14 protein-coding genes are annotated in these 23,273 nt (G+C 41.9%); 8 read left to right on the forward strand and 6 right to left on the reverse strand.

Translation table 11 applies throughout. From position 1 onward, the window contains the following. Window positions 1-257: 257 nt before the first annotated feature. From FHG67_RS12525 to FHG67_RS12560, 8 genes are all read left to right on the forward strand, one after another. Window positions 258-2,267: an oxidoreductase gene (locus FHG67_RS12525; RefSeq protein WP_061230734.1), complete on the forward strand. Its 2,010-nt coding sequence runs from the start codon at window positions 258-260 to the stop codon at window positions 2,265-2,267. A gap of 83 nt (window positions 2,268-2,350) precedes the next feature. Next, on the forward strand, window positions 2,351-4,729 hold the full coding sequence (locus FHG67_RS12530; protein WP_061230733.1) for a SpoIIE family protein phosphatase: 2,379 nt from the start codon (window positions 2,351-2,353) through the stop codon (window positions 4,727-4,729). A gap of 252 nt (window positions 4,730-4,981) precedes the next feature. Then, entirely contained in the window at window positions 4,982-5,341 is a 360-nt protein-coding gene (locus tag FHG67_RS12535) for an LIC14007 family protein (RefSeq protein WP_004498077.1), read from the forward strand. Window positions 5,342-5,451: 110 nt separating this feature from the next. Continuing rightward, a complete protein-coding gene (locus tag FHG67_RS12540; RefSeq protein WP_002631490.1) occupies window positions 5,452-5,925 on the forward strand; it encodes an FKBP-type peptidyl-prolyl cis-trans isomerase in 474 nt (157 codons plus the stop codon). 19 nt (window positions 5,926-5,944) lie between these two features. Next, entirely contained in the window at window positions 5,945-7,942 is a 1,998-nt protein-coding gene (locus FHG67_RS12545; protein ID WP_004499920.1) for an ATP-dependent helicase, read from the forward strand. Window positions 7,943-7,947: 5 nt separating this feature from the next. Beyond that, window positions 7,948-8,697 (forward strand): SprT family zinc-dependent metalloprotease, encoded by a 750-nt coding sequence (locus FHG67_RS12550; RefSeq protein WP_004499932.1) that lies wholly within the window; start codon window positions 7,948-7,950, stop codon window positions 8,695-8,697. A gap of 39 nt (window positions 8,698-8,736) precedes the next feature. Continuing rightward, window positions 8,737-8,925 carry a hypothetical protein gene (locus tag FHG67_RS12555; protein WP_002631496.1) on the forward strand — a complete coding sequence of 63 codons (189 nt, stop codon included), beginning with the start codon at window positions 8,737-8,739 and terminating at the stop codon, window positions 8,923-8,925. Window positions 8,926-8,935: 10 nt separating this feature from the next. After that, window positions 8,936-9,859 carry a ketopantoate reductase family protein gene (locus FHG67_RS12560; protein WP_004499916.1) on the forward strand — a complete coding sequence of 308 codons (924 nt, stop codon included), beginning with the start codon at window positions 8,936-8,938 and terminating at the stop codon, window positions 9,857-9,859. Window positions 9,860-10,279: 420 nt separating this feature from the next. Here FHG67_RS12560 and FHG67_RS12565 read toward each other — a convergent pair whose 3' ends face one another. The 6 genes from FHG67_RS12565 to FHG67_RS12590 form a co-directional block, all read right to left on the reverse strand. Beyond that, the gene (locus FHG67_RS12565) at window positions 10,280-11,473 is read right to left on the reverse strand and encodes a hypothetical protein (RefSeq protein ID WP_004499918.1); all 1,194 of its coding nucleotides are present in this window, start codon (window positions 11,471-11,473) and stop codon (window positions 10,280-10,282) included. A 1-nt stretch (window position 11,474) separates the two neighbouring features. Further along, complete coding sequence (locus tag FHG67_RS12570; protein ID WP_004498043.1) at window positions 11,475-12,272, reverse strand: AAA family ATPase; 798 nt, start codon at window positions 12,270-12,272, stop codon at window positions 11,475-11,477. Between the two features lie 60 nt (window positions 12,273-12,332). After that, window positions 12,333-14,414, reverse strand: a complete 2,082-nt coding sequence (pbpC, locus tag FHG67_RS12575; RefSeq protein WP_004499881.1) for a penicillin-binding protein 1C — start codon at window positions 14,412-14,414, stop codon at window positions 12,333-12,335. A gap of 7 nt (window positions 14,415-14,421) precedes the next feature. Then, window positions 14,422-20,082: an alpha-2-macroglobulin family protein gene (locus tag FHG67_RS12580; protein WP_376767578.1), complete on the reverse strand. Its 5,661-nt coding sequence runs from the start codon at window positions 20,080-20,082 to the stop codon at window positions 14,422-14,424. A 451-nt stretch (window positions 20,083-20,533) separates the two neighbouring features. Beyond that, entirely contained in the window at window positions 20,534-21,868 is a 1,335-nt protein-coding gene (locus FHG67_RS12585) for a TldD/PmbA family protein (RefSeq protein WP_061231119.1), read from the reverse strand. Beyond that, window positions 21,865-23,250, reverse strand: coding sequence for a TldD/PmbA family protein (locus FHG67_RS12590; RefSeq protein ID WP_004499856.1), 1,386 nt, complete (start codon window positions 23,248-23,250; stop codon window positions 21,865-21,867). The genes FHG67_RS12585 and FHG67_RS12590 overlap by 4 nt, the downstream gene beginning before the upstream one ends. Window positions 23,251-23,273: the final 23 nt, after the last annotated feature.

Genomic DNA, 23,273 nt, shown 5'->3' on the forward strand with positions numbered 1-23,273 from the left:
CTTCGATAAGATAACAACTATTGATCTCGTTTCTGGTTCTCGCGCTTCGATCGGCACGATCCTAATCCGGAAAAAATGCGTCTCACCGAACAAGGTTCAAACAAGGTATTCGATATCGAATAAAATCGGCATAAAATTCTGCATAAAAATCGAAAACGATTTTTAAAGATTAAACCGATGGTTAAATAATTCTCTTGCCCGTTTTCTAATCCGTTTTCAAGATAGAAAGGAAAGATTCTCCATAAAAAAGGTTTGTTATGAAATATTCAGAAATTTTCCAACCGATCCAAATCGGTTCGATCACTCTTCCGAACAGAGTCATCATGGGCTCCATGCATTTAGGATTGGAAGGAATGCCGATGCCCGTGGAAAGAATGATCGCATTCTACGGTAGACGTTTTGACGGAGGCGTTTCTTTTATCACGACGGGAGGAATCGCCGTCAACCACGAAGGAAGAGGGGCCAATATTTTCTTTAATTTTCAGAAGGAAGAGGACTGTAAGGAACTATCCGTCGTGGCAAACACACTCAAACCAAAAGGAATTTTTTGCGCTCAACTCTTTCACGCGGGAAGGTATTCGTATCATAGAGACCTAGTCGCTCCTTCCGCATTAAGAGCGCCGATCAACCGCTTTATTCCAAAAGCCCTTTCCGAAGAAGAAGCCTGGAAAACCGTAGAAGATTTCGGAGACTCTGCGCTCAAAGCGAAAGAAGTAGGCTTCGGTGCCGTGGAGGTAATGGGAAGCGAAGGGTATTTAATAAACCAATTTTTTTCTTCCGTTACAAATCATAGAGAGGATTTCTTTGGAGGAAGTCCCGAAAAAAGAATGAACTTTGCGGTCGAAGTCATGAAAAACGTACGCAAAAAAGTGGGAAAAGATTTTCCGGTGATTTATCGTATGTCTGGAATTGATTTGATTCCAGGCAATCCGACTTTCGAAGAAGTGATCATTCTTGCCGAAAAACTAAAAGCGGCAGGCGCCGATGCGCTTAACATAGGAATCGGTTGGCACGAATCCAGAATCCCTACAATTTCCATGCTCGTTCCCAGAGGAGCCTGGGCAAAAATTTCCGGAAAGATCAAAGAAAAAATCAAGGATATTCCGATCATCGCATCTAACCGAGTCAATATGCCGGAAGTTATGACTCGGATTCTAAAAGATCGAGAAGCTGATATGCTAAGCATGGCAAGACCTTTTTTAGCAGATCCTGATATTGTAAACAAGATCCGAGCGGATCAAGAAGAAAGAATCAATACCTGCATCGCCTGCAACCAGGCCTGCCTGGATCATACATTCAAAGAGCAATTGGTCTCCTGTTTGGTCAACCCTTCCGCCAACAGAGAACTTGAAATCGGTCAATTGAAAGTAGCGGACAAAAAGCACGTGGTAGTAGTCGGTTCCGGGCCTGGAGGACTTGAATCGGCAAGAATCAGTGCGATCCGAGGCCACAAGGTAACCGTGTTGGAAGCAACCGATAGGATTGGGGGACAACTCAACCTCGCCGCACAAATTCCGGGGAAATCGGAATTTTTTGAAACAATTCGTTATTTCAAGAACGAACTTAAAAACTTAGGAGTGGAAATTCAATTCGGTCATCATGCTACGTTAGACAGCATTATAGAACTCAAACCGGACGCCGTCATTTTTGCGACCGGGGTAAAACCAAGGGAATTTTCCCTTCCGGGAATGGAAAAAAAGAAAACGGCTTCTTACGCGGATTATCTTTCCGGAAAATTCAAGCCGGGAAATCGTGTGGCGATTATCGGAGGAGGAGGAATTGGTTGTGACGTAGCCCATAAGCTTACGGAAGAGGATTCTCCTACGATCGATTCCTACTTCCATCGCTACAATGTAAAATCTTATACGAACGCACAGATCCGAAAAGAAAAACCGAATCGCAAGGTATCCATCTTTCGAAGATCCGGAAAAATCGGATCCGGCCTTGGGGCGACAACCGCCTGGGCCTTACTTCAAGAACTGGAATCGAAGGATGTTGGATTTTACACTTCTCTCAATTATAAAGAAGTTACGGATCAGGGCCTGGTCGTTGAAACCAAAAAAGACGGACCGATCACGATCGAATGCGATTCTATCATTCTTTGCGCGGGACAACTCAGCGAAGTTTCTCTTTACGAAGAATTCAAGGCGAAATCCCCGGAAATTCCGTCGTATCTGATCGGAGGTGCAAAAGATGCTTCCGGAATCGATGCGAAGCGTGCGATGTTGGAAGGATTTGAAGCGGCGATCGGAATCGGAGTAAATTAAAACTACCGTTTCCGACTTTTTTCATTTCATTTTAGTTCTCCTCTTAGGTCGACAAAAACCGTTACGAGTAGGAGGAGAATTCCTTGTTCTACAAGCTTATCTTTGTCCTTTCCATCTCAACTTTCGTCGAATGTTATTCCGATTTGGAATCCGCAATTCACGAGAAAGATTTTCAGGATCTTTCCGGTTCCTGGGAAATATACACCGGTTCCGCTCAAAGTCTATTTAAAAACGAATCCGATTTGGATCTTTGGAAAACCGTTCCCGTTCCGTCCAATCTAAAAAATTTCGTAAACTCTCCGACGGATTCGATTGTACTTCGAAAGCGTTTTGAACTGAAGACTTCCATCGATTTCCCGCTTTCCATTACTTTAGGAAAAATTTCGGATCATGTACAGGTCCGATGGAACGGACAAGAGCTTTCAGAAGAGTTGTTTGCGGATTATCAAAATTCAACACCTCAAGGTTACGATCGAACCAGAATCTATTCAATTTCCGAAAAAAGAATCCTACGAAAAAACGAAATACTCGTTTTCGTTCGACCTTACTTCGACTATGAATACGGGATTCTTTCCGGACCGATTGAAATCGGTCCCTCCGGGACAATCTGGAAAAGATTTTATCTTCGCGAAATCGGCGGACTTTTAATGTCAGGTTCCTTTTTGCTAATCGGCGGATTTTTTTTATTTCTTTCCCTGAGAGAAAAAAAGAGAGAAGAAAATTTTTATTTCGGATTGTTTTTGATTTTATTCGCCTTATTTCAGATTTTCCTTTCGGATTTAAAATATCTCACCGGATGGAAAATTCTTTACTTAAAGAAAATTGAATATTCTATTCTTGTGTTCTTATTTCCCCTTTTTTGCAGATTTCTAAACTCTCTTTTTAAAAAGGCGCGCACCGGATTTCACACTCTTTTGGAAATCGGAACCTTGGTGATATTCATCTGGATCCTGTTCTCACAAACCGTCTCGCATTTAGATACAATCAACCGATATGTTCTTCAGGTTTCCTGGATCGGGTTCGTCTACTTTAGTTTTAAAATTCTCTTTCCTAATCTGAAAAAAAATTTCGAATCCAGGATGATTCTTTCTGGAATACTATTTTTATTGATCTGCGTAGGAATCGACGTATTTTCCCAAAGGGGAATGTTCGAAATTGCCCGTCTTTCCGGATTGGGAGTTTCTGGGTTTTTATTTTTTTTAACTTTGATTCTCGCGAACAAATTCGTAAAAATGAAAGAGAAATTAAGATCTTGGAATCGGGTTTTGGAAACTGCGATTCGAAATAGAACCCAAGAACTTTCTTCTAGTCTGGAAGAAATTCGAAGTCTTAAAGAACAACAAGACGGGGACTATTTTTTAATCACCCTTTTGTTTCAACCCTTTCTATCCAAAAGTCTCAAAACAGATCTCGCGCGGATTGACGTACATAGAAAACAGTTTAAGAGTTTTCAATTTAAGAATCGGTCTTACGAAATCGGAGGGGATATTGTGTTAAACGAGCAAGTCCTCATATCGGGTGTTCCGTATCAAGTTTTGATCAACGCAGACGCGATGGGAAAATCCCTTCAAGGCGCAAGTGGAGCGTTAATTTTCTGTTCCGTCGTAAAAAGTTTTCTACAAACTCAGGATTATGAATTCAGAAATCCAGAGAATTGGCTTTTTCTTCTGCACTCCAATCTTCAGGCAGTTTTCGAATCTTTTGACGGAAGTATGCTCGTTTCCGGAATTCTTTCCTTATACCAAATCGAAACCGGGGACTTATTCTTTATCAATTGCGAACATCCTCCGATCATTCTCTCTCGAAACGGGAAAACGAGTTATATTTTCGAAAGAGCCATTACACGAAAGATCGGCTTTCCCGATTCAAATACGAAGGTAAAAATCGAATACTACAAACTTTTGCCGGAAGACACAATTCTTTACGGTTCGGACGGAAGAGAAGATTTATATATGCAAGATCCATTGTGTTCTTCTCGAAAGTTAAAATCTTCGGTTCCGGATCTATTTTTCGAATTGGTCCGACATTCCATACCGGAGCCCAAAGATCTGGAATTTAAAATTACCGAAAAAGGTGTTCTTTCAGACGACTTGAGTTTTTTAAGAATTCAAACCGGCTTCGAAACCGGTTCCAACAAAAGTCTTTTCGAATGCAAAACATTGGTCCGAGAAGGGAGTAAATTCCTTCAAAAGGGAGAATTTCAAAAGGCTTGTTTTCAATACGCAAGGGCTTCGATCCAAAATCCCGGAGATTTGAAGTTATCCAGGCTCGTTTTACTTTTAGCGAAGAAATCCGAGAATTTAAGACTTGTTCGTTTCTTTTCTGAAAAAATTGCCTTGAGGACCGATGGACTTGAAATTCAAGCACCTAAAAATTCCCCAAAAAAAGAGACCTGTTTACAAGTTGAAAGTATACGGAATTCAAAAATAGACCCAAATTTAAAAAAAATAAAATATCAGTAAAATTATAAGAAAATTTTGTTGAATTTATTTCAAAATAAATCAAAAAGACACAGTTAATCCATTCTTTAACGAAGATTCGGGCAGCTTTGCAGGAAAGAATAATTCCGGAAAATCAATTGTTCCGCTCTTCCGGATATCTCTTAATGCCAGCTCGTTTGCTGGGATAGAATCCGAATCCGATCTTTTTCTGCGAAAGGAGAGGGTTTGGATTCCATCCCGGAATTTTTAGCTTTTTAGGATGAAGAGAACGGCATGAAAATATATTCGGGCGCAATTAGTTCCTCGAAATCAAATCAACCGTTTCTATTCGTAACGAAAAACGGATCCAAAAGAAAAATTCCAATTTACGAACCTCAGAAAGTTTTAGAAAACGCTTTGGCCTACGGTTTTGAAAAAAATGTTTTAATCATTTCCTATAACCTACTTTTAGATCACACTGGGGATTCGAACCTTGCAGAAAACGGTTATCTTCCATTTTCCGCAAGGTTTTATGAAATCTTCATTCAAGATTCTTGGTTCTTTTTATCCAATCGAATCGAAACCTTTCTCAGAGAACGAGAACAAATGAATCTAATTTTCACGGTGATTCCAAATTCTAAAATAAAATTCTGATTGAGTTAAACCGCACTCAATTTACTCTGAAAATGGTCGTCTACATTCCGGTATTTTTCTCTAACTGATTCCTACCAGAATTTTTATTTTATCCCCACTTGGAGCTATCTATGAAAACTAGAGTGATTACTTTCCATTACATCCTTCACGATACCGAAGGCAACTTAATCGATTCTTCCGAAGGTAAAGCTCCGCTTTCTTATCTGGAAGGAGTCGGGCATATCATTTCCGGTCTGGAAGAAGAGATGAAAAAAATGGAAACCGGCGAAAAGAAAAAAATCAACGTTTCCGCAGAGAAGGCTTATGGCATAAAAGATCCCGATCTTGTTTTTGACGTTCCCAGATCCCAATTCCCACCCAACGAAGATTTACAAGTAGGAATGATGTTTCAAACCGACGAGCCGGATAAGGTTTTTACGATCACCGAACTTCAGGAAGAATCAGTTATCGTAGATGGAAACCATCCTCTTGCAGGAGTAAATCTAGTTTTTGACGTCGAATTGACTGGAATTCGCGAAGCCACCGAAGAAGAAATCTCACACGGACACGTTCACGGAGAAGGCGGTCATCACCACCACCATTGAGAGCCGTTACAATTCATTCATGTCCTGGAAAGAAGAATTAAATGCCGCTCAATTGGAAGCAGTCCTTACCCAGAAAGGACCGGTGCTTGTTTTAGCAGGCGCCGGAACCGGCAAAACAAAAACCATCGTTAGCCGATTGGCGCAGTTAGTTTCCTCGGGCGTTCCGACCTCATCCATTCTACTTTTAACATTTACTCGCAAAGCCGCCAGAGAAATGCTTCTCAGAGCATCTTCTATCGGAGACAAAAGATGTGCCGAGGTTCAAGGCGGAACTTTTCATTCTTTTTGCAGCGGAGTTCTACGAAGATTTGCCCCGGCTCTCGGAATATCCTCCGGTTTTACGATTTTGGACGATTCCGACACCTTAGACGTGTTCCAATTTTTAAGAAACGAAAAAGATTTTGGCAAAACCAAATCCCGCTTTCCTTCCAACGAAACCTTAATTTCCATTTACGGTGAAATTCAAAACACTGGAAAAACTCTCCAATCTATATTAGAAAAAGATTATCCTTTGTTTTTGCAAAGAACGAAAGACATCTCCCAAATTTTCGAAGACTATAAATCATATAAAACAGAACGATCTCTTTTGGATTACGACGATCTGCTCTATTTTACTAGAGACCTTCTTACCAATCATCCGGGAATCAGAAGCGCACTTTCCGAAAGATACAAATTTATCATGGTGGACGAATTTCAAGATACGAACAAGGTCCAAGCACATATCGCCTGTCTTTTAGCTTCGGAACATTCTAATTTGATGGTGGTCGGTGACGACGCTCAATGTATCTACACGTTTCGCGGAGCTTCCGTACGCGGTATTTTAGATTTTCCTAAAATATTTCCGAATACAAAAACGATTTTTTTGGAAAAAAATTATAGAAGTACAACTGCGATCTTAAATCTCGCAAACGAAGTCCTTCAAAATTTTTCCGAAAAATACGATAAGTATCTTTTTACGGACAACGAAAATGGATCGATTCCGAGCGTTCTGCAATTCGAAGACGAATTGGAGGAAGCCGAAGGAATCACCGAAATTCTCCTACGAAAAAAAGAAGATGGTATTCCCTTTAAAAAAATGTGCGTCCTTTTCCGCGCCGGATGGAACTCGAATCAGCTCGAACTTGTTCTCGCAAAACGGAATATTCCATTCGTAAAATTCGGGGGAAGAAAGTTTATAGAAACAGCTCACATCAAAGATCTGCTTTCCTTTTTAAAATTGCTCCTCAATCCCCTGGATTCAGTTTCTTGGGTTCGAGTTTTAAAACTGATCCCCGGAATTGGAAATTCTAAGGCTAACGGCATTTTAGATAAGATCCGGAAATCCTCCGGCTCTTTCGAAGTTCTTTTAGGAGAAAACGAAACCGCAATCGACAAATATATTTCTCCCCTTTATCATCTCTATCAAAAACACAGGGAAATCAATTCGGAGGTAAAAAAAATCACTTCCGATTTTATCGATTACTATCGAGTCCTTTTGGAAAAGAATTACGACGATTCCAAACGAAGATCCGAAGATTTAGATTCTGTTCTAGGATTTTCTTTGAAATATACTTCGCTTGGGGATTTTTTATCGGATCTTACGATGGATCACGCGTCCCTAAGTTTGGATAAAATCAAACCGGATAACACCGAAACCGATTTACTTCATTTATCCACTGTACATTCCGCAAAGGGATTGGAGTTCGATCTCGTTTTCATTTTAAATGCAACCGAAGGTATTTTTCCCTCAAGCAAGAACACCGACACCGAAGAAGAAAGAAGACTTTTTTACGTGGCGATCACAAGAGCCAGAAAAGAGTTATATTTCACAAGACCTTCTCTGGCTCATTCCAGGTCCGGGCCATATTATACAAAACTATCCCGTTTTTTGAGCGAGATTCAATCTCCGGAGAAAGTCTACGAGTTAAAACTGATGCCCGGGAAATCCGCGCCGCAAAATTTCTTTTCGACTAAAGTCTCGTCCTCTAAAACCGCAAACGACTCTTTTTCCAGAATACAGGATTATTTCGGGAATTAAAATTCATGTCTTCCGTTTTCGAAAAACTAGACGAAGAATCGATGAAATCCACTGCGCTGAATCTGCTGGAAAAAAGAACATTCGAATTTCGTAAACTTCCAAGAGGCAAACTTTTAATGGGGAAGAAAATCGAAGCTAAATTTTTTCCCTACTCTAACCTAGGAAGTTCCATCCGTATTTATCCCGAAAAACTCGAATTCAAAATTCATTCGTTTTATTTGAAGTCGGAACCGGAAAATTTGGAAGCCATAATCGACCTTCTTCTATATAAGTTACTAAAACAACCGATCCCGAACGAATTGGAATCCACGGTCCGAAAATTTTACGAAAGTCATACAACACAAAAAAATCGCGCAAACAAAAATAAAAAGAGAATCGAACGTTCCCCTATTCAAAATCAAAAACTAAGACTGATCCTGGAAAACGTGAATCAATCCTATTTGAGGATAGATCTTTCCGATCTCGAAATTTTTTGGGGAAAATCTAAATCGACCACAAGACTCGGGCACTATGATCCGACACATAAAATGATCGTAATTAACCCGATTTTATCCTTCGAGTCCGTTCCAAATTTTGTTTTAGAATACATCGTGTTCCACGAGTTGCTGCACGTTTACTTTCCGGTCATGCGAAAGAAGGGAAGAAACGTTATCCACAGTAAGGAATTCAAAATATTCGAAAAAAAATTTTCGGATTATAAACGGGCAAATGCGTGGCTAAAATCCGAATTCCACCGAACGATGATTTTACATTGAATTCTCTGATTTTATTATATTCTAAAAAAGAGGTGAATGATGCATCCTAAAGTATTTGAAACTCTTTATATACGTAAGAACTACGTGTACGAGGAATTAAGGAGCCATCTAAAAGAAATGCAAAGCCTGAATTACCATTCTCTCGGAGAATACGACCGCGGAGTTTACGACGGTTACGTTCAGGCGATCACTGAAATCTTAAAGAAAATAGAAAGAAAGTTCTCCTAGGCTGAATAGATTGTTTCGAATTTTAGTTTTAGGGGCCGGAGCCATTGCCGGACTTTACGCCGGTAAACTCAAACAAGTCGGCTGTAGAATCGATTTCTGGGTTCGAAGAAATTCTTCCGAACTGGAAAAGAACGGCTTTCTGATAGAAAGCTCTCTTTGGGGAAATTTTCGATACAAAGCAGATCGAATTTTAGAATCCGTTCCTGAGGATTTAAAGGGGTACGATCTTATTCTCAATTGTTTAAAATGTCTTCCGGAAATTCGTCTTGAAACGATCTTAGGAAAACATATTCCAAATGATTTACCGATCCTACTTTTGCAAAACGGAATCGGAATCGAAGAAGCGATTTCTTCTCTTTATCCGGACAATGAAATTTTAGGCGGACTTGCTTTTGTCTGTGCCAATCGTATCGACAATGGCAAAATCCTTCATTTGGACTACGGAGAATTGACGATCGGATCTTGGAATCGGAATCCTTCTTCCATTTGCAGTCAAATCGTGGAGCTTTTTAATAAGGCCGGAGTTCCGACCCAAAGTACAGAAATGATCCGACAAGCCCGTTGGAAAAAACTGATGTGGAACGCTTCCTTTAATCCGATCGGTGTTCTTTCCGGCGGAAAAAACACTTCCGAAATATTGGCTCAAACTTTTGGCCGTAAACTCGTAATCGAAATCATGAAAGAAGTTCAAAAACTTTCCAAACTCGACGGAGCGGAAGTTCCCGACATTCAAATAGAAACTTTTCTCCGAATGACTGAGACGATGAAACCATATAAGACAAGTATGCTTTTGGATTTCGAGGCTGGGAGGGTTTTGGAACTGGAAGCAATTCTCGGAAACGCAATTCGAATCGGAGAGAAAAAAGGTTTAGAAGTTCCACACATTCAAACCCTTTATTTTCTTTTGAAATTACGAACGGGAACCCATTCATAAATTCAAAAATCGTAATTTAACGTGAGTTCGGCCTAAGAAAGTTTGGGCGAATCAGAAACTAAAGTGTTGCTCTCTAATATAGCCAACCCCACAAATACTTGGATCCGAAGATAAATCTGTCGGAATTCCGACAAATCCTCTGTGAAACTTAGTTCCCACCCTTATTTTTGGGTGGGGGTGGAGGTGGAAAGGTTCGGGAGATTTTTCTCTATCAGAAAATCATACTTTTTGCAAGTAAAAAGTCTCATTCTTGTCGGAACACTTGAAAAATATCAGTTTTTAATCCTTATTATCTCAAAAGCCTTCTTAACTTGTGGGGTTGGTTACGGCTCTCTACGATCGAAACATATAATCGCTTTCGCATTTTGTTATACCGAATTCACGTTAATTTAATTGCTCTTCAGACTTTGAGACAAGTTTTTAGAGCGAATTGAGAAGTTTTTTAATTCCTTTCTCCAATCCGTCCAAGGATAAAAAATACATTGGTACTTGATTTCCGATTTCTCGAATCGTAGGCGCGTCCCAATATTTGATCGGCTCCGGATTCAACCATATCGAATCCCGAAAATGTCTTCGGATTCGTTTTAAAGAATCCAGTCCGGATTCCGGATTTTCGGGAAGTCGAAAGTCCATCCGGAATCGACTGTGATGAAAACCATATGCGGGATCGAGCAACTCATAAGGCGCCATGTACGCGTCACCGATAAGAATCAACTTCGTGTCATCACTGTGCTTTTTAAAAATTCTCTGCAGAGAAATCGGGGTTCTCATATTCGCCTTCGGATAAACTGCATCGTAGACGATATTGTGAAAGTAATAATAATGAAATTCCTTGAAATGATTGATCTGATGACTTGCCGAAAAGAGCTTATTGACCCTCTCCGCATGGGAAGTCATACTTCCTCCCGTATCCATCAGCAAAAGAACCTTGAGTCCGTTTTTTCGGGAACGCTCGAACTCAATCTGAATGTCACCCGCGTTTCTACAGGTGGAATCGATCGTTTTCGGAAGATGAAACTCGGATATGCCCTCTTTTCTTAAGTTTCTCAGTTTTTTGAGAGCGGTTTTGATCTGACGCACATCAAGCTGTTCGTCCGTCCTATATTCTTTATAACGTCTTTCTAATGCTTGAAAAACCGCGGAACGATTTCCCGCCTCCCCGCCCACTCTGACTCCTTCCGGATTTTTTCCTCCGTGTCCAAAAGGTGACGATCCTCCGGTTCCAACCCACTTGCTTCCTCCGTGATGTTCTCCCCTTTGTTCTTCGAGACGTTTTTTAAATTCTTCCCAAAGTTGATCCGGCGGAATCAGGGAAGGAGGAAGTTTATTCGGATTATCGAATATCTGATTCAGCCAATCCAATAAATCTCGTTTCAGTTCGGGTTTGAGCGCGCCCTTTTCCCCGAAAATTTCGGAAAAAACGAGATCGAAGGAATCGAAATACTTGATGTCTTTTACCATACAAGCTCTGGAAAAGCGATAGAGTTCGCTCAGATCAATCCATGCCTTCTGATAAGTTGTATAATGATCCACAACTTTCAAAAAGTCCAAGAACTCTCCCGTCGTAACCGGTATCCCTTCCGCCTTAAGCCTATAAAAAAACGGGATAAACATTTTAATTCCTGAATAACCTCAGATCCTCCTCGTTTTTTATAAGCGCACCGAGAAACGGAATCCGAACCTCGTCTTTTAAGACCGCTCCTTGGTGTACTAAAATCTGAATCCAATCCAAAAGTTCGCTTGTCCCCGGTTTCTTTTTCAAATCGTCCATTCTCCGAATGAGATAAAACATCTCAAGAGCTTTGATAAGCAACGTATGACCCACCCCCGGATAATGAGAAAGAATGATCTTTTTCATAAATTCTGGATCCGGAAATTCTATATAATGAAAAATACATCTTCTTAAAAAAGCAGCAGGTAGCTCCTTTTCGTTATTGGAAGTGATAATAGTCAAAGGACGATGTTTTGCTTGAATACGTTTCGAAATTTCGGGAATGAAAAATTCCATTCGATCCAACTCTAAAAGTAGATCGTTCGGAAATTCAATGTCGGCCTTATCTATTTCGTCGATGAGAACGATCGATTTTTTATCCAGACTAAACGCCTCCCCAAGCGCACCAAGCCGAATATAGTTTTCTATATTCTTTACTTTTTCGGAGTCCTCCGAAAAACGAGAATCATTCAATCGAGAAACCGCGTCATAAAAATACAAGCCCTCTTTCGCTTGGGTGATAGATTTGATATGCCAAGTATATAGAGGAAGCTTTCTTTGGTCCGCGAGATATTCGGCTAAAAGAGATTTGCCGGTTCCTGGTTCTCCCTTTAAAAGTAAAGGGCGAGAGGTTACTTCGGCGAGAAGGATCGCCTCTTCCAATGCGGGAGATAAAAGATATGTTTCAGTGGATAGTTTCATGAGAAGTCTGGAATTGATTCTAACGCGAAGACGCTTCCCTGCAAGAGAAAAACTTTTTCTCTATCTGACTTCGAAAACGACACTATCTATGATTTTTCCATCCTGATCTTGTAAGGAAAGAATATGAAATCCGCGCTCGGGTTTCCAAAATACATTCTTTTGTTTGGCTTCCTGAATTCTTTTTCCATCCAAGACCCATCGAAATCCGGACATAAACGCAGACGCAGAAAAATAGAGTTTCTGTCTTCCTTCGGGAATATCGGGATCCAACGCGTAAATTGTTTCGTTTCCGGGAATCAAAATCTTAGGAATGGAAGACGATTCCGCAAGTTGCCGCACGTGCGAATCACGAAAAGTCTCAAAGAACGTATTACCCGGTTGTTTTTCTCTTTCCTGAAGTAGCCCGATCACCGCATTCCAAATAGGAGCCGCCCCCGTAACGCCGCTAACGTCCCACATAGGGCTTCCGTTCATATTCCCAACCCAAACACCGACCGTATAATTTTTAGAATACCCTACACACCAATTGTCTCTCATGTCCTGGGAGGTTCCAGTTTTTACCGCCGTAAAAAATCTCGTACTTAAATGATTGTTGAGACCGAAAGATAACGATCTGTATTCTCGATCGGAAAGAATTTCAGATAACGTGTCCGCGGCTTGTTTCGTATAAACTCTACTCCAAAAATTTCCTTCTCGGAAATTTTCTTCGAATGTTTGTTTTGCTTCGTGGAGATAAAAGGTCGGTCTCGAACTCATCCCTCCGTTCGCAAGAGTTCTATAAGCGTTGGTCAATTCAAAAAGCGTAACGTCCGCGCTTCCGAGAGCCAGTGAAGATCCATAAAAATCCGCCCGCTTCAGTCCGCTCAAACCAAGGTCCCGCAATCTTTCTACAAATCCTTGTACGCTTACGAGATCCAATACGCGAATCGCGGGAATGTTCAAAGAAGAAGCAAGCGCATATTTCGCCTGCACGTTTCCATGATACGTGTCGCTGTAATTCGAAGGCCTGTAAATTCCGGAAACCGCGTTCCATTCAGCGGGAATATCTTCCAAAATGGAATTCGGCTTTAACACTTCCTTTTCAAATGCGAGTCCGTATAAAAACGGCTTTAGAGTGGAACCTGCCTGTCTTTTGGATGAGATCGAGTCCACATAAAAAGAGGAACTATCTGGAAGATTTCCTACGTAAACCAAAATTGCGCCAGATAAGTTATCTAAAACGAGAATTCCGGTTTCAGCCACGTTTTGTTTTTTCAACCCGTCTATGATGTTTTTTGCAAGTTCGGTAACCTTCCATTGAAGATCGAAATCCAAGGTCGTTTTGACTTTCCCGTCCCTGGAAAGAAATTCCGGATTTTCTCTGAAAATTTTTTGAGCCGCATGAAACGCGATTCCTTCAATGGCGGGCAAACCGCCTGCGTTTACGGTCATCCGATCAACCGCCCTTTCAAAAAAATCGCAAAGTTCCTCTCTTTGAATTTTTTTTGCAAGGGCGCAACTTCGTTTGACTAAAGCGGAAGAACTTGCTCCCGGAAACGGAAGCATCGCAACGAGAAGAACGGACTCCGCGTCGCTCAATGCGGAAGGCTCCTTTTGAAAAAGTCCTCGGCTCGCCGCTCTGAGTCCCTTGTGCTCCCCACGAAACTGAATCAAATTGAGATAGCCCGTGATAATTTCGTTCTTGCTCCAGGTCTGTTCTATCTTTTGAGCGAATCTCATCTGTTCCCATTTATCGAAAATGTTCCTACGTCCCGGTTTACTTCCGAGAAAAATCCCGGCGAGTTGCATGGAAAGTGTACTCGCCCCTCTCTTTGAATTTCCCAAGACTCGATCCTTCATTGCGCCTAAAATCGCAAGTAGATCCACTCCCGAATGTTCAAAGAACCGTTTGTCTTCCTGCGCAAATAAGGCAAGTAATAGGGTTTCCGGAATTTCTCCCTCTTCCGTCCAGGCAAGTTTTCTTTCCCGAACGTTCAACCGGATCGTCTGCAAAAATCTTCCGTGGAGATCCAAAATTGTCCCGTCAGAAAGATGATACGAATCTCGAATTTCCCTATAGGAGTAAATCCCTTCGGAAAAGACTACATTTGAATAAAAGAATATACCAATAAACAAAAATACAGATATATTCTTCTTATACATCGGGAGTTTATTCCTTCGTCACGATTTGATCCGGGTTCGGAATTTCCGCAAACTGATCCGGAAGATACATCGCTTCGACCCTAGTGGGAGGTAAGACGAACTTCCCGATATGATTGATTCGATACACGTATTCGAGAGTCGCGGAACCCGCGGGCAAATATTCAAAATACGCCGTATAACCTTCCCATTTTCTTTCCACAAAAGTAGGAGAGTTATCGCCTTTTGCAAGTTCGGCGCTGATTCTTGAATCGTTTCCGAGTCCGGTACCTAAAATGTTAGCCCCCGCGGGAATTGGATCTTTGACGGCAATCCAAGATAAATCGGATTCGGTATAAATTTTCAGACGAACACGCACCAAATCTCCTTCTCGAAACGAAGACTTCTTATTTCCGGACTCATCCAGAATTTCTTTCTCCATTCTCATCCCGCTTTCCAATTTTTCCTTCAAAGGCAAAGCGGCCTTTGTATGAATCACCGCGTACGGTTTTCCGTTTCCGTTTTGGACGAATTTTAGATTTTGTGTACTTTTCGGCATTGGAATCAAAATCGTGGGGGGATCTTTTTTGTTCTTCCACTCCAAGGTGCTTGAATTGTTTTCCAAAGTGATTGTAGTTTTTCCTTCCACGGAATCTCTTTCAAACTGTTTCGAATATGTTTGAAGCGCGAGAACTCCGAGAGCGTTTGCAGGCGTGATATCCCAGTGTCCCTTGGATTGTCTTGCGATCGCTCCGCGGATCAATCGAGGAAGATCCTCTTTCCAACTTGGATCTTTTGCGACGGAAAGGATTGTTTTCATCACTGTCGAATCGTTGGAAGACAAAAGCCACCAAAGACTGGGTTCGTCCGTAAAGTTATAAGAGGTTCCTTGGATTCTATATCTTGACTTTAAAAGGACGTCTAACGCAGGAACCCGATTCTTAAAAGAATTGGATCTGGAATAGAGATTTCTAAGGCTGATTAAAATATCGGTAGGAAGAATTTTCGGATCCGTCTGAACGGATAGAATTGCATCGTCTCCGACTTGTTGAAAACGGGATATCGCGTCTAGGACGAGGATCTTTTTTAAAAGAAAATCCGTATTCGAGATGTAACCGTTCCTATAAATCAGACCTTTAATATATCGATTCAGCGCCTCCAAAAAAGTTTCCCGCATCGAATCCGGAATTTTATAACCGGATTCGGAAGAAAGAATCAGCGCATAACTCGTTAAGATTTCGCTTCCATGCCAAGACATCGGAAAAAATTTTAAAAGCCCATCCCCGTCCAGATAAGCGTTCAATTGATTCATAATCCGATCCCAATCATTCTGAGATCCGACCGAAACCGCTTTGGAAAGTTTTTGCTCCAAGCAAGAATACGGATAACGACTCATATGTTCTCTGGAAGAAAGAATCGCCCCTCCGGTGAGAGAGGATTTTAAACTGATCTCAAGTTCTCCGCCTCCAGAAATCGCTTCCTGATTCTCCTGAATCGGAAGACTGAGCGTTCCGTCTTCCAAACGTCGAAAAGTGGATTGCAAAATCCGAACGGGAACCGATTCCCCTACCTTCTGACGAAAACGAAGCGTATCCGTAAAAGGTCCGTTTTTCACTTCCTTGGTTTGGAATTCATAGACGATTTCTTCTTTCTTACTCGGAATGGAAAGATTCCAATGAACGTTTGTGGATTCTCCCGGCTTTAATTGAATATTCTTAATTTCTAATTTAAGATCGGGTAAAGTTTTCGGACTGATTTCAAGCTCTAAGGTTTTTTCCGTCGTATTTTTGAGAGAAATACCGCTCAGTACGTTATCTTTTTCCCTAACAAAAGGAGCGATCGAAGGATAAATAAGAACATCCTTTGTGGTTTGAATCTGAGTCGAACCGGAACCGAATTTATCTTTTCCCGAGTGAACGATAGCGACGATCTTAAACGAAGTCAGAGAATCGTTCAAAGGAATTTCCGCTTCTAAAAATCCATTCCCGTCCGGTTTCAAATCCGGTTTCCAATAAAGAAGGGTATCAAACAACTCTCTGGTTGTCGCTCCACCGCCTCCGCCTCCCGACGGCAGGCTTTTTAATCCGAAATGCCTCCTACCCACCACCTGAAGTTGAGCGGTGGAAGTTTCCACCGAGTTTCCTCTCTGGCGCATCATGGCTCGAAGTAAATCCCAAGTATCGTTGGATTTTAATTCCAAAAGACCCTGGTCGACAGCGACTAACGTGATTCTTGAATCTTTTTTTACCTGTATGGAAGGATGGTTAATCTGAACTTTTACTTTCGCTTTTTGTCTCGCCCCATAAACGGTCTTATCCGTTTCCACGCGGACAGGAATCTCGAAAGGTTTCCAGCCGACTCGAATTTGAGCCACTCCCAATCGAAAAGAAGGTTTTGCTAAATCGACAAGCGCGGTTTCCTTCGGATTATCCACTCTTCCACGAACCGCCAAAACAGAAACGAACACATTCGGAGCAAACGAACTCTCCACAGGAATTTCGACGACCGGTTCTTTACCGCTGAGAGTTTTGATATACGAATTGAGAATTCCCTCCCTTTCCACAGTGATGAGAGCGGTTGCCTCTCGAAACGGCATTCTCACTTGAAACCTGGCTTTTTCACCCGTCTGGTATTCTTTTTTTTCGGGGAGAAGATCCATACGATCGTGATCGCTCGCCGCGAACCAAAAATCTTCCTTACCGCTGATCCAAACGGAGGAATTCGCTTTCACATCTTCTCCGGAAAGGGAAGCTTCGAAATGAACTTCTCCGGTCGTATTTACGGGGCCGTTACAAAATACAATCCCTTTCGCATTCGTTTTACCGGAACAAAATTCCCCTAATTCGTTCACTTCGTATTTATGTTCGTAACTGTAGAAGCCTCCGACCAAACGTTTACGATTGGAATAATATTTTTTCGTAAATGCGACCACATTGATCTTCTTTCCCTCTATCGGAGTTCCTTTTAAATCAAGAACCGCAACCTTCAGCCGAACCGAGTCTTGAACCGCGGCCCAACTTTCACGGGCGATTCCGATATGATATTCGGAAGGATAAATCGGAAAGGATCTGAATGCGCTTTGAATCTCTCCATTCGGATCTTTGTATTCGAGTTCCGCTTCGAGCTTTTGAATCGTGTTCGATTCCGGAATGGATTTTACGGTCGTTTCAAAAAAACCTTTTTCGTCGAGAGTGAGTTGCGTTTTTGTAAAACCCATCACGGAAATCGGTTCTTCATTTTCTTCGGATTTACGACTCACCAAACCGTTGCTAAATGAAAAATCGGAATAATCGGGAAAAAACACTCCGCCCCCGACCGTAACCCGGGTTCTCAAAAGAACCGGAAGTTTACCGGCTCCTCCGCCTGAAAGATAACGAACGTTTCCGGAAAGTTCTAGCTGAGACGGACCGACATTTGGACCGGAAACTTGAAAATCCGCTTTCATGAGCGGAATTCTAAATTCTTCCACTCTGAATTCTCCGATGGAAACCAAATCGTTATTCTTATTCGCAAATTCGCTTAACAAAATCTGATAAACACCCAGATTCGCCTCTTTAGGGATTTTGAATTGAAGGGAACTCGTTCCTTCCTGGTTCCATTTTAAGGAAATGGAATATTCTTTATCGCTACCGGAATGAACGATTTTCGCAAACGCCGGATATTCGTTTCGTGTTGGAACCTCGAAACCGAGCTGTCTTTTGGTTCTTGAAATAAGTTTTATGGAAACGGTTTCTCCGGCGCGAAACAAGGTTCTATCTAAAATCGGGTGAAATAAAACGTTGTTGTCTCCAGAATCTCCCGGAAGATTGAATCTCCAATTTTCGATTCCATTCTGCCAACGAGTATGAGTAAAAGTAAAATCGTCTTCGAAAGCTGCAGTTAAAAGCAGACCATTTTCATACGCTTTCCAAGAGCAATATGGAACTTTATTTCGGGGAGGAATTCCTTTCACGAGGAGAATTCCCTCAGGTCCCGTTTTACCTACAAAAATTTTTTCGTTCTTACAATTGAAAATCTGAATGTCGGCACCCGGTACAGGCTTAGCATCATTCAGCTTTGTCACCCAAACGAGAGAGGATTCTCTTCCCCACTTAAAATGAAGGGAAAGGTTGGTCACCAGAGCAGCCGTACGGACATAAAACGGTTGATTGATTCCTAATAAAGAATTCCCTAATACGTCCGATTTCATTTCGACCACGTGGAAACCTGGTTTATTCAAGGGAATTCCCACAACTTCAAAACGACGAACTCCCTGTTTGCTCTGGAGTTTGATCTCGTTCGTAGGAGGTGGGTTTTGAGAAGAATCAAAGATAGAGTGACTGTGTTCCAAACTTTCAATCGTTTTTAAGAATCGAACGATTTCCGCGATCTGTCCCGATCCAAGAATCAATTCTTTTCCGGTGAATTGTTTTGGGAGATTCGGTTTCTCCTCCTTTCCGGTAGCCCAGTTGAAAATTTCCTTTCCCTTTTCTTTCAATTTATCGAATTGTTCTTTGATAACGTTCTCCGTGTCGGGACTCGTTTTCACCTGATAGAGACGCACCGGATTCTCTGCTTCCAGGTTTCGAATCGTAACGGGGAGAATCGCTTCCGGAAATCTTTCTAAAATTCCGAACTTGGAAGAAAATTTCAAAAGAGGGGGATAATCGTCCGTGGAAACCAAAAGAGGAAACGAGGATTGATTGGCAAGAAGTCGTCCCGCGTCGTCTTTTATGCCGGATGGAAGAATGATTTGGAATTTGGACTTTGGAGGAAGAGGAGCCGGAAAACTGACCCCATAGTCATAATTTCCGTTCTCGGAGAAAACCTGGGAGGGAATTTTTTTTCCATCGCTTGTTTGAAGCTGAATTTTTCGAAGAATTTCTACGGATACGGGAGAATTAAAATTCAACCTCAACGGCAAAGAGGGAATACAAGCGGCCTTTGCGTTGACTCGATCGCAGTTGAATTCCGCTCGGAAAGGTTGCCTTACAGTATATTCAATTTTTCTTGTGGAGCTTCTCGGGATTCCCGATTTTGATTTCAGTCCTTGTTCCAAAATGAGATAGACTTTTTTTCCGCTCGGAAACTTCTGATCTGGTTTGATAAGAATCGTCTTTTCGGTTTTTCCTTCCCTGTAATTTGCTTTCAAAATTTCACTTTCGATCGAACCTTTGACTCGGCTAAAGCCTATCTTATCCTTGAGACCTTCGGTCACGAAATAAATATGTTCGCTTGCGGAAGAAAAATCAGGCTCGGAATCCAAATCCAAAATAAAAACCTGATCCTCGTCGATGATTCCTCCTTCGTAGGGAGAGGAAGAATCCATTTCGGGACCTCCCGTATTGAAAGAAAATTTTTCTCCCTCATTCAAAGAATTTCCTGCGACCGATTTTAACTTCTTCGTTTCAAAAGTACATTCCACTCCGCCGGGCAGAAGTTCGGTAAATTCAAAAACCCAATTTTTATCATCCACCCAACGTTGCGCACCTTGTAAAGGACAACGAACCTCGAACGGATACAAAGAAAATTTTGGATTTCCCAAAGGAATCATCGATTCAGAAAAACGAGCTCTTACTTGGGAAGGTTTTTTGACTTCTCCGATTGGACTAAATTCGATCCTTACTTGAGCGTTTAAACTGGAGAACCCAAAAAAGAGAAAAATAATTCCCCAAAAAAATACAAAGATATTCGTCTTTAAGGATCGTTGCATTTGACACAAATTCCGTTTAATTATAGGAAATAAAAACTTCCGTAAGAAAAAATAGAGAGAATTTAAAAAGTTTTCTACGAGGTTTCGAAAATAAAACAGTTTCCGTCTTTTAATTTTAAAATGTTCGAAATTGAGCTTCCGAATTTGAATCGCGATAGAATAAAAATTAAGAAAATAGATTTTAGAGTCCGTCCCAGAACCATTCGATCTTATCGGAATTTCCGCGGATCGCTGCAATTGCTTTGAGTTTTGGGACAGACTCTTAATTAAAAACCGAATCATCACTCCAATACGAAAGGAGTTTTTTCCACGAGCGCTTTCGATTCGTAAAAAAAGAAATTGGGTTTGTAAAAGGCAAATCCAAGAGTTCAAAGAGTTTCTCCCAAAATAGAAAAGTTTGTTTCGGACAAAAAATCCTAATTCAAAAAGAGAAGCAAGTGAAAACTCTAATTCAACCCGCGATGCTTGCTTCCCTAATGAGAATATCCGGAACCTTGATGGAAGAGTAGGAATCATTGTACTGGTTCGAAATTCCCTCGATTCTAAAAAGAAGATCGAAAAAATTCAGATTCATCGTTATGCTATCAACCGGATGAACGGGAATTCCATTTTTATAATAGATTCCTTGCACACCGATCGAGATTTCTCCAGAAACCGCGCTACATCCAGAACCTCCTTCGAGCTTTAGAACGTAAATACATTCCGGAAAGTTACCCAATAATTCTTCGAGAGTTTTATCTCCCTTCGGTACAACGTAATTGTTAAACGAAGTGCCGACCCTGCCTCCGTACGAACGAACCGCATTTCCGGTAGGAACGACTCCCTCCTTTTTAGCGGATTCCAAATTATAGAGATAAGTTTGCAGAACTCCGTTTTCGATGACTGCTTTTTTACTCGTCAAAACCCCCTCCGCATCAAGAAGTCTCGAACCTGGATAATCCGAAATGTGCGGATCGCAAAACACGTTCCAATTTTGTGAGGCGATTTGCGAACCGATTTTGCCTTCCAGTCTAGACAGACCTTTTTGCACGCTATCCGCCGAAAACGGAGAAGAAAACATTCCAAAAATTTGAGGACTGATTCGATTAGAAAGAACGATATTGTAGGAACCGCTTTTTACAGGCTTTGCTCCCAAAAGAGCCAAAGAACGTTCCGCCGCCGTGGATACGATCAACTCAGGACTAATACGATCTAAATCCAAACCGGAACGAGTATAGCCTCCCATTTTTTTGGTCTTTCCGTCGGTTGCAACCAATGCAACTCCAGCCGAAATCAGGTTCGATTTTTCGCTATGGTAAAGTCCATTCGAATTTGCTAATATGAATCGGTTCCAGGTTTTACCCGCATAAGAATAGGGAACATTCTCGATTTTACCCCCGACCGACCAAGCAAGATCATCCAACTTCTCACCCGTGGATTTCAACCATTCAAAACCGAGAGATTCTAAAGATTCTTCGTAAGAACGAATGTTGATTTTGGGAAGTTCGAACGATCCCGGAAGATCAATATCAAGCGGATCCGAAATTTTAGACTGCGCAAGCGCATCCTCCACCATCTGAAACAACGCTTCTTCGGATAATTTCTCACTGTAAGAATAACCCGGTTTTCCGGACTGGATGAGACGGATTCCAATTCCTCTGGAATTGGAAAGTTCGGTATTGCTCACTCTTTTTCGAAAGAGTTCGATTCCCACCTCTTTCGATTCGGAAGCGACGAGATCGTACTGATCCAATCTTTTCTTCTTACAAACGTCCAACACGAATTCAACGGAACGATCCAAATTCATGAACGACCTCCCACGAGAATCTCGTCCACTTTCAAGGAAGGTTGTCCCACTGTGACCGGAACCGATCCCGAAGCCGCACCGCACATTCCGGCAGCAAGTTCCAAGTCGTTGCCTACCATACTGATCTTAGGGAGAATCTCGTCCCCTTTGCCGATGAGCGTCGCGCCTCTAACCGGTTCTGCGATCTTTCCGTTTCGGATAACGTATCCTTCTTCCACGGAAAAATTAAACTCTCCCGTAGACGGATTGACGGAACCGCCTCCCATCTTTTTAGCAAAAAGTCCGTATTCGATTCCGGACAACATGGAATCAAAGGAGTCCTTTCCCGCAGCGATGTATGTGTTTCTCATTCTAGAAACGGGAGCATACATATAACTTTCTCTTCGAGCGCTTCCGGTTTTGGGAACTCCGACTTCTTCCGCTCCGATTCGATCGGCGAGATAACTTTTTAAAATCCCATTCTCTATCAAAACGGTTTTCTGAGGAGCCGAGCCTTCGTCATCCACAGAGATACTTCCCCAAGAATCCGAAATCGTTCCGTCGTCGATAGCGGTCAGACAGGACTGCGCGATTCTTTCCCCGAGCTTATCGACAAAAGGGGAGGATTTTTTACGGATCGCCTCTGTTTCCAACGGATGTCCGCAGGCCTCATGAAAAATAACTCCTCCGAAACCGTTCCCCATCACAACAGGCATTTTCCTTCCTTGAATGTACCCAGCGGACAACATCAAAAGAGCTCTTTCGGCCGCAGTTTTAGAAAGTTGTTCTACGGGAAGTGTGTTGAAAAATTCAAATCCCTTTCTAGCTCCTGGATTTTCGGAAGCAACGAATCTTTCTCCTTCTTTTTCCGCGGCGACGTTGATGCTAAAACGACTTCTTACCCTCAAATCTTCAAGAAACAATCCTTCCGAATTGTAGATTCCGATTTTGGAAACGGAATCAAACGCGGAAACGCTGACTTGAACTATGTTCGAAGAGACGCTCCGGGCGTTTTGGTCCGCACGAAATAAAATTTCCAACTTTTCATGGGGAGAAACTTTACGAGGATCCCTTACGTTTGCCGGAAACGAAGGCGGCTTCAAATCGCCTTTTAATACCAGTGTTTGTCCTTTCCCTTTTGCGGTTCCCCTGGAATCCGCCAAAAGGTCTATGAGAGAAATCAAATGCTCCACGTCTTCGTTGTTGGTATGTGCGTAGAGAACGTCGGTTCCATAGATAAGTCGGATTCCGATTCCGTAATCGATTCCTGCAAAACTTTGTTCTATCTTTCGATCTCTTAAACTTACGGAAGAAGATCTTGTCTCCTCCTCGAATATTTCTACGAAATCCGCTTTCCTGGAAAGTCCCGCTTCCAGGATGAGTTGGGCTTTGTTTGTCTGCATCCTATCCTTTTAGACTCCTAAGA

It is taken from the genome of Leptospira weilii, assembly GCF_006874765.1.
Lineage (GTDB): Bacteria > Spirochaetota > Leptospiria > Leptospirales > Leptospiraceae > Leptospira > Leptospira weilii.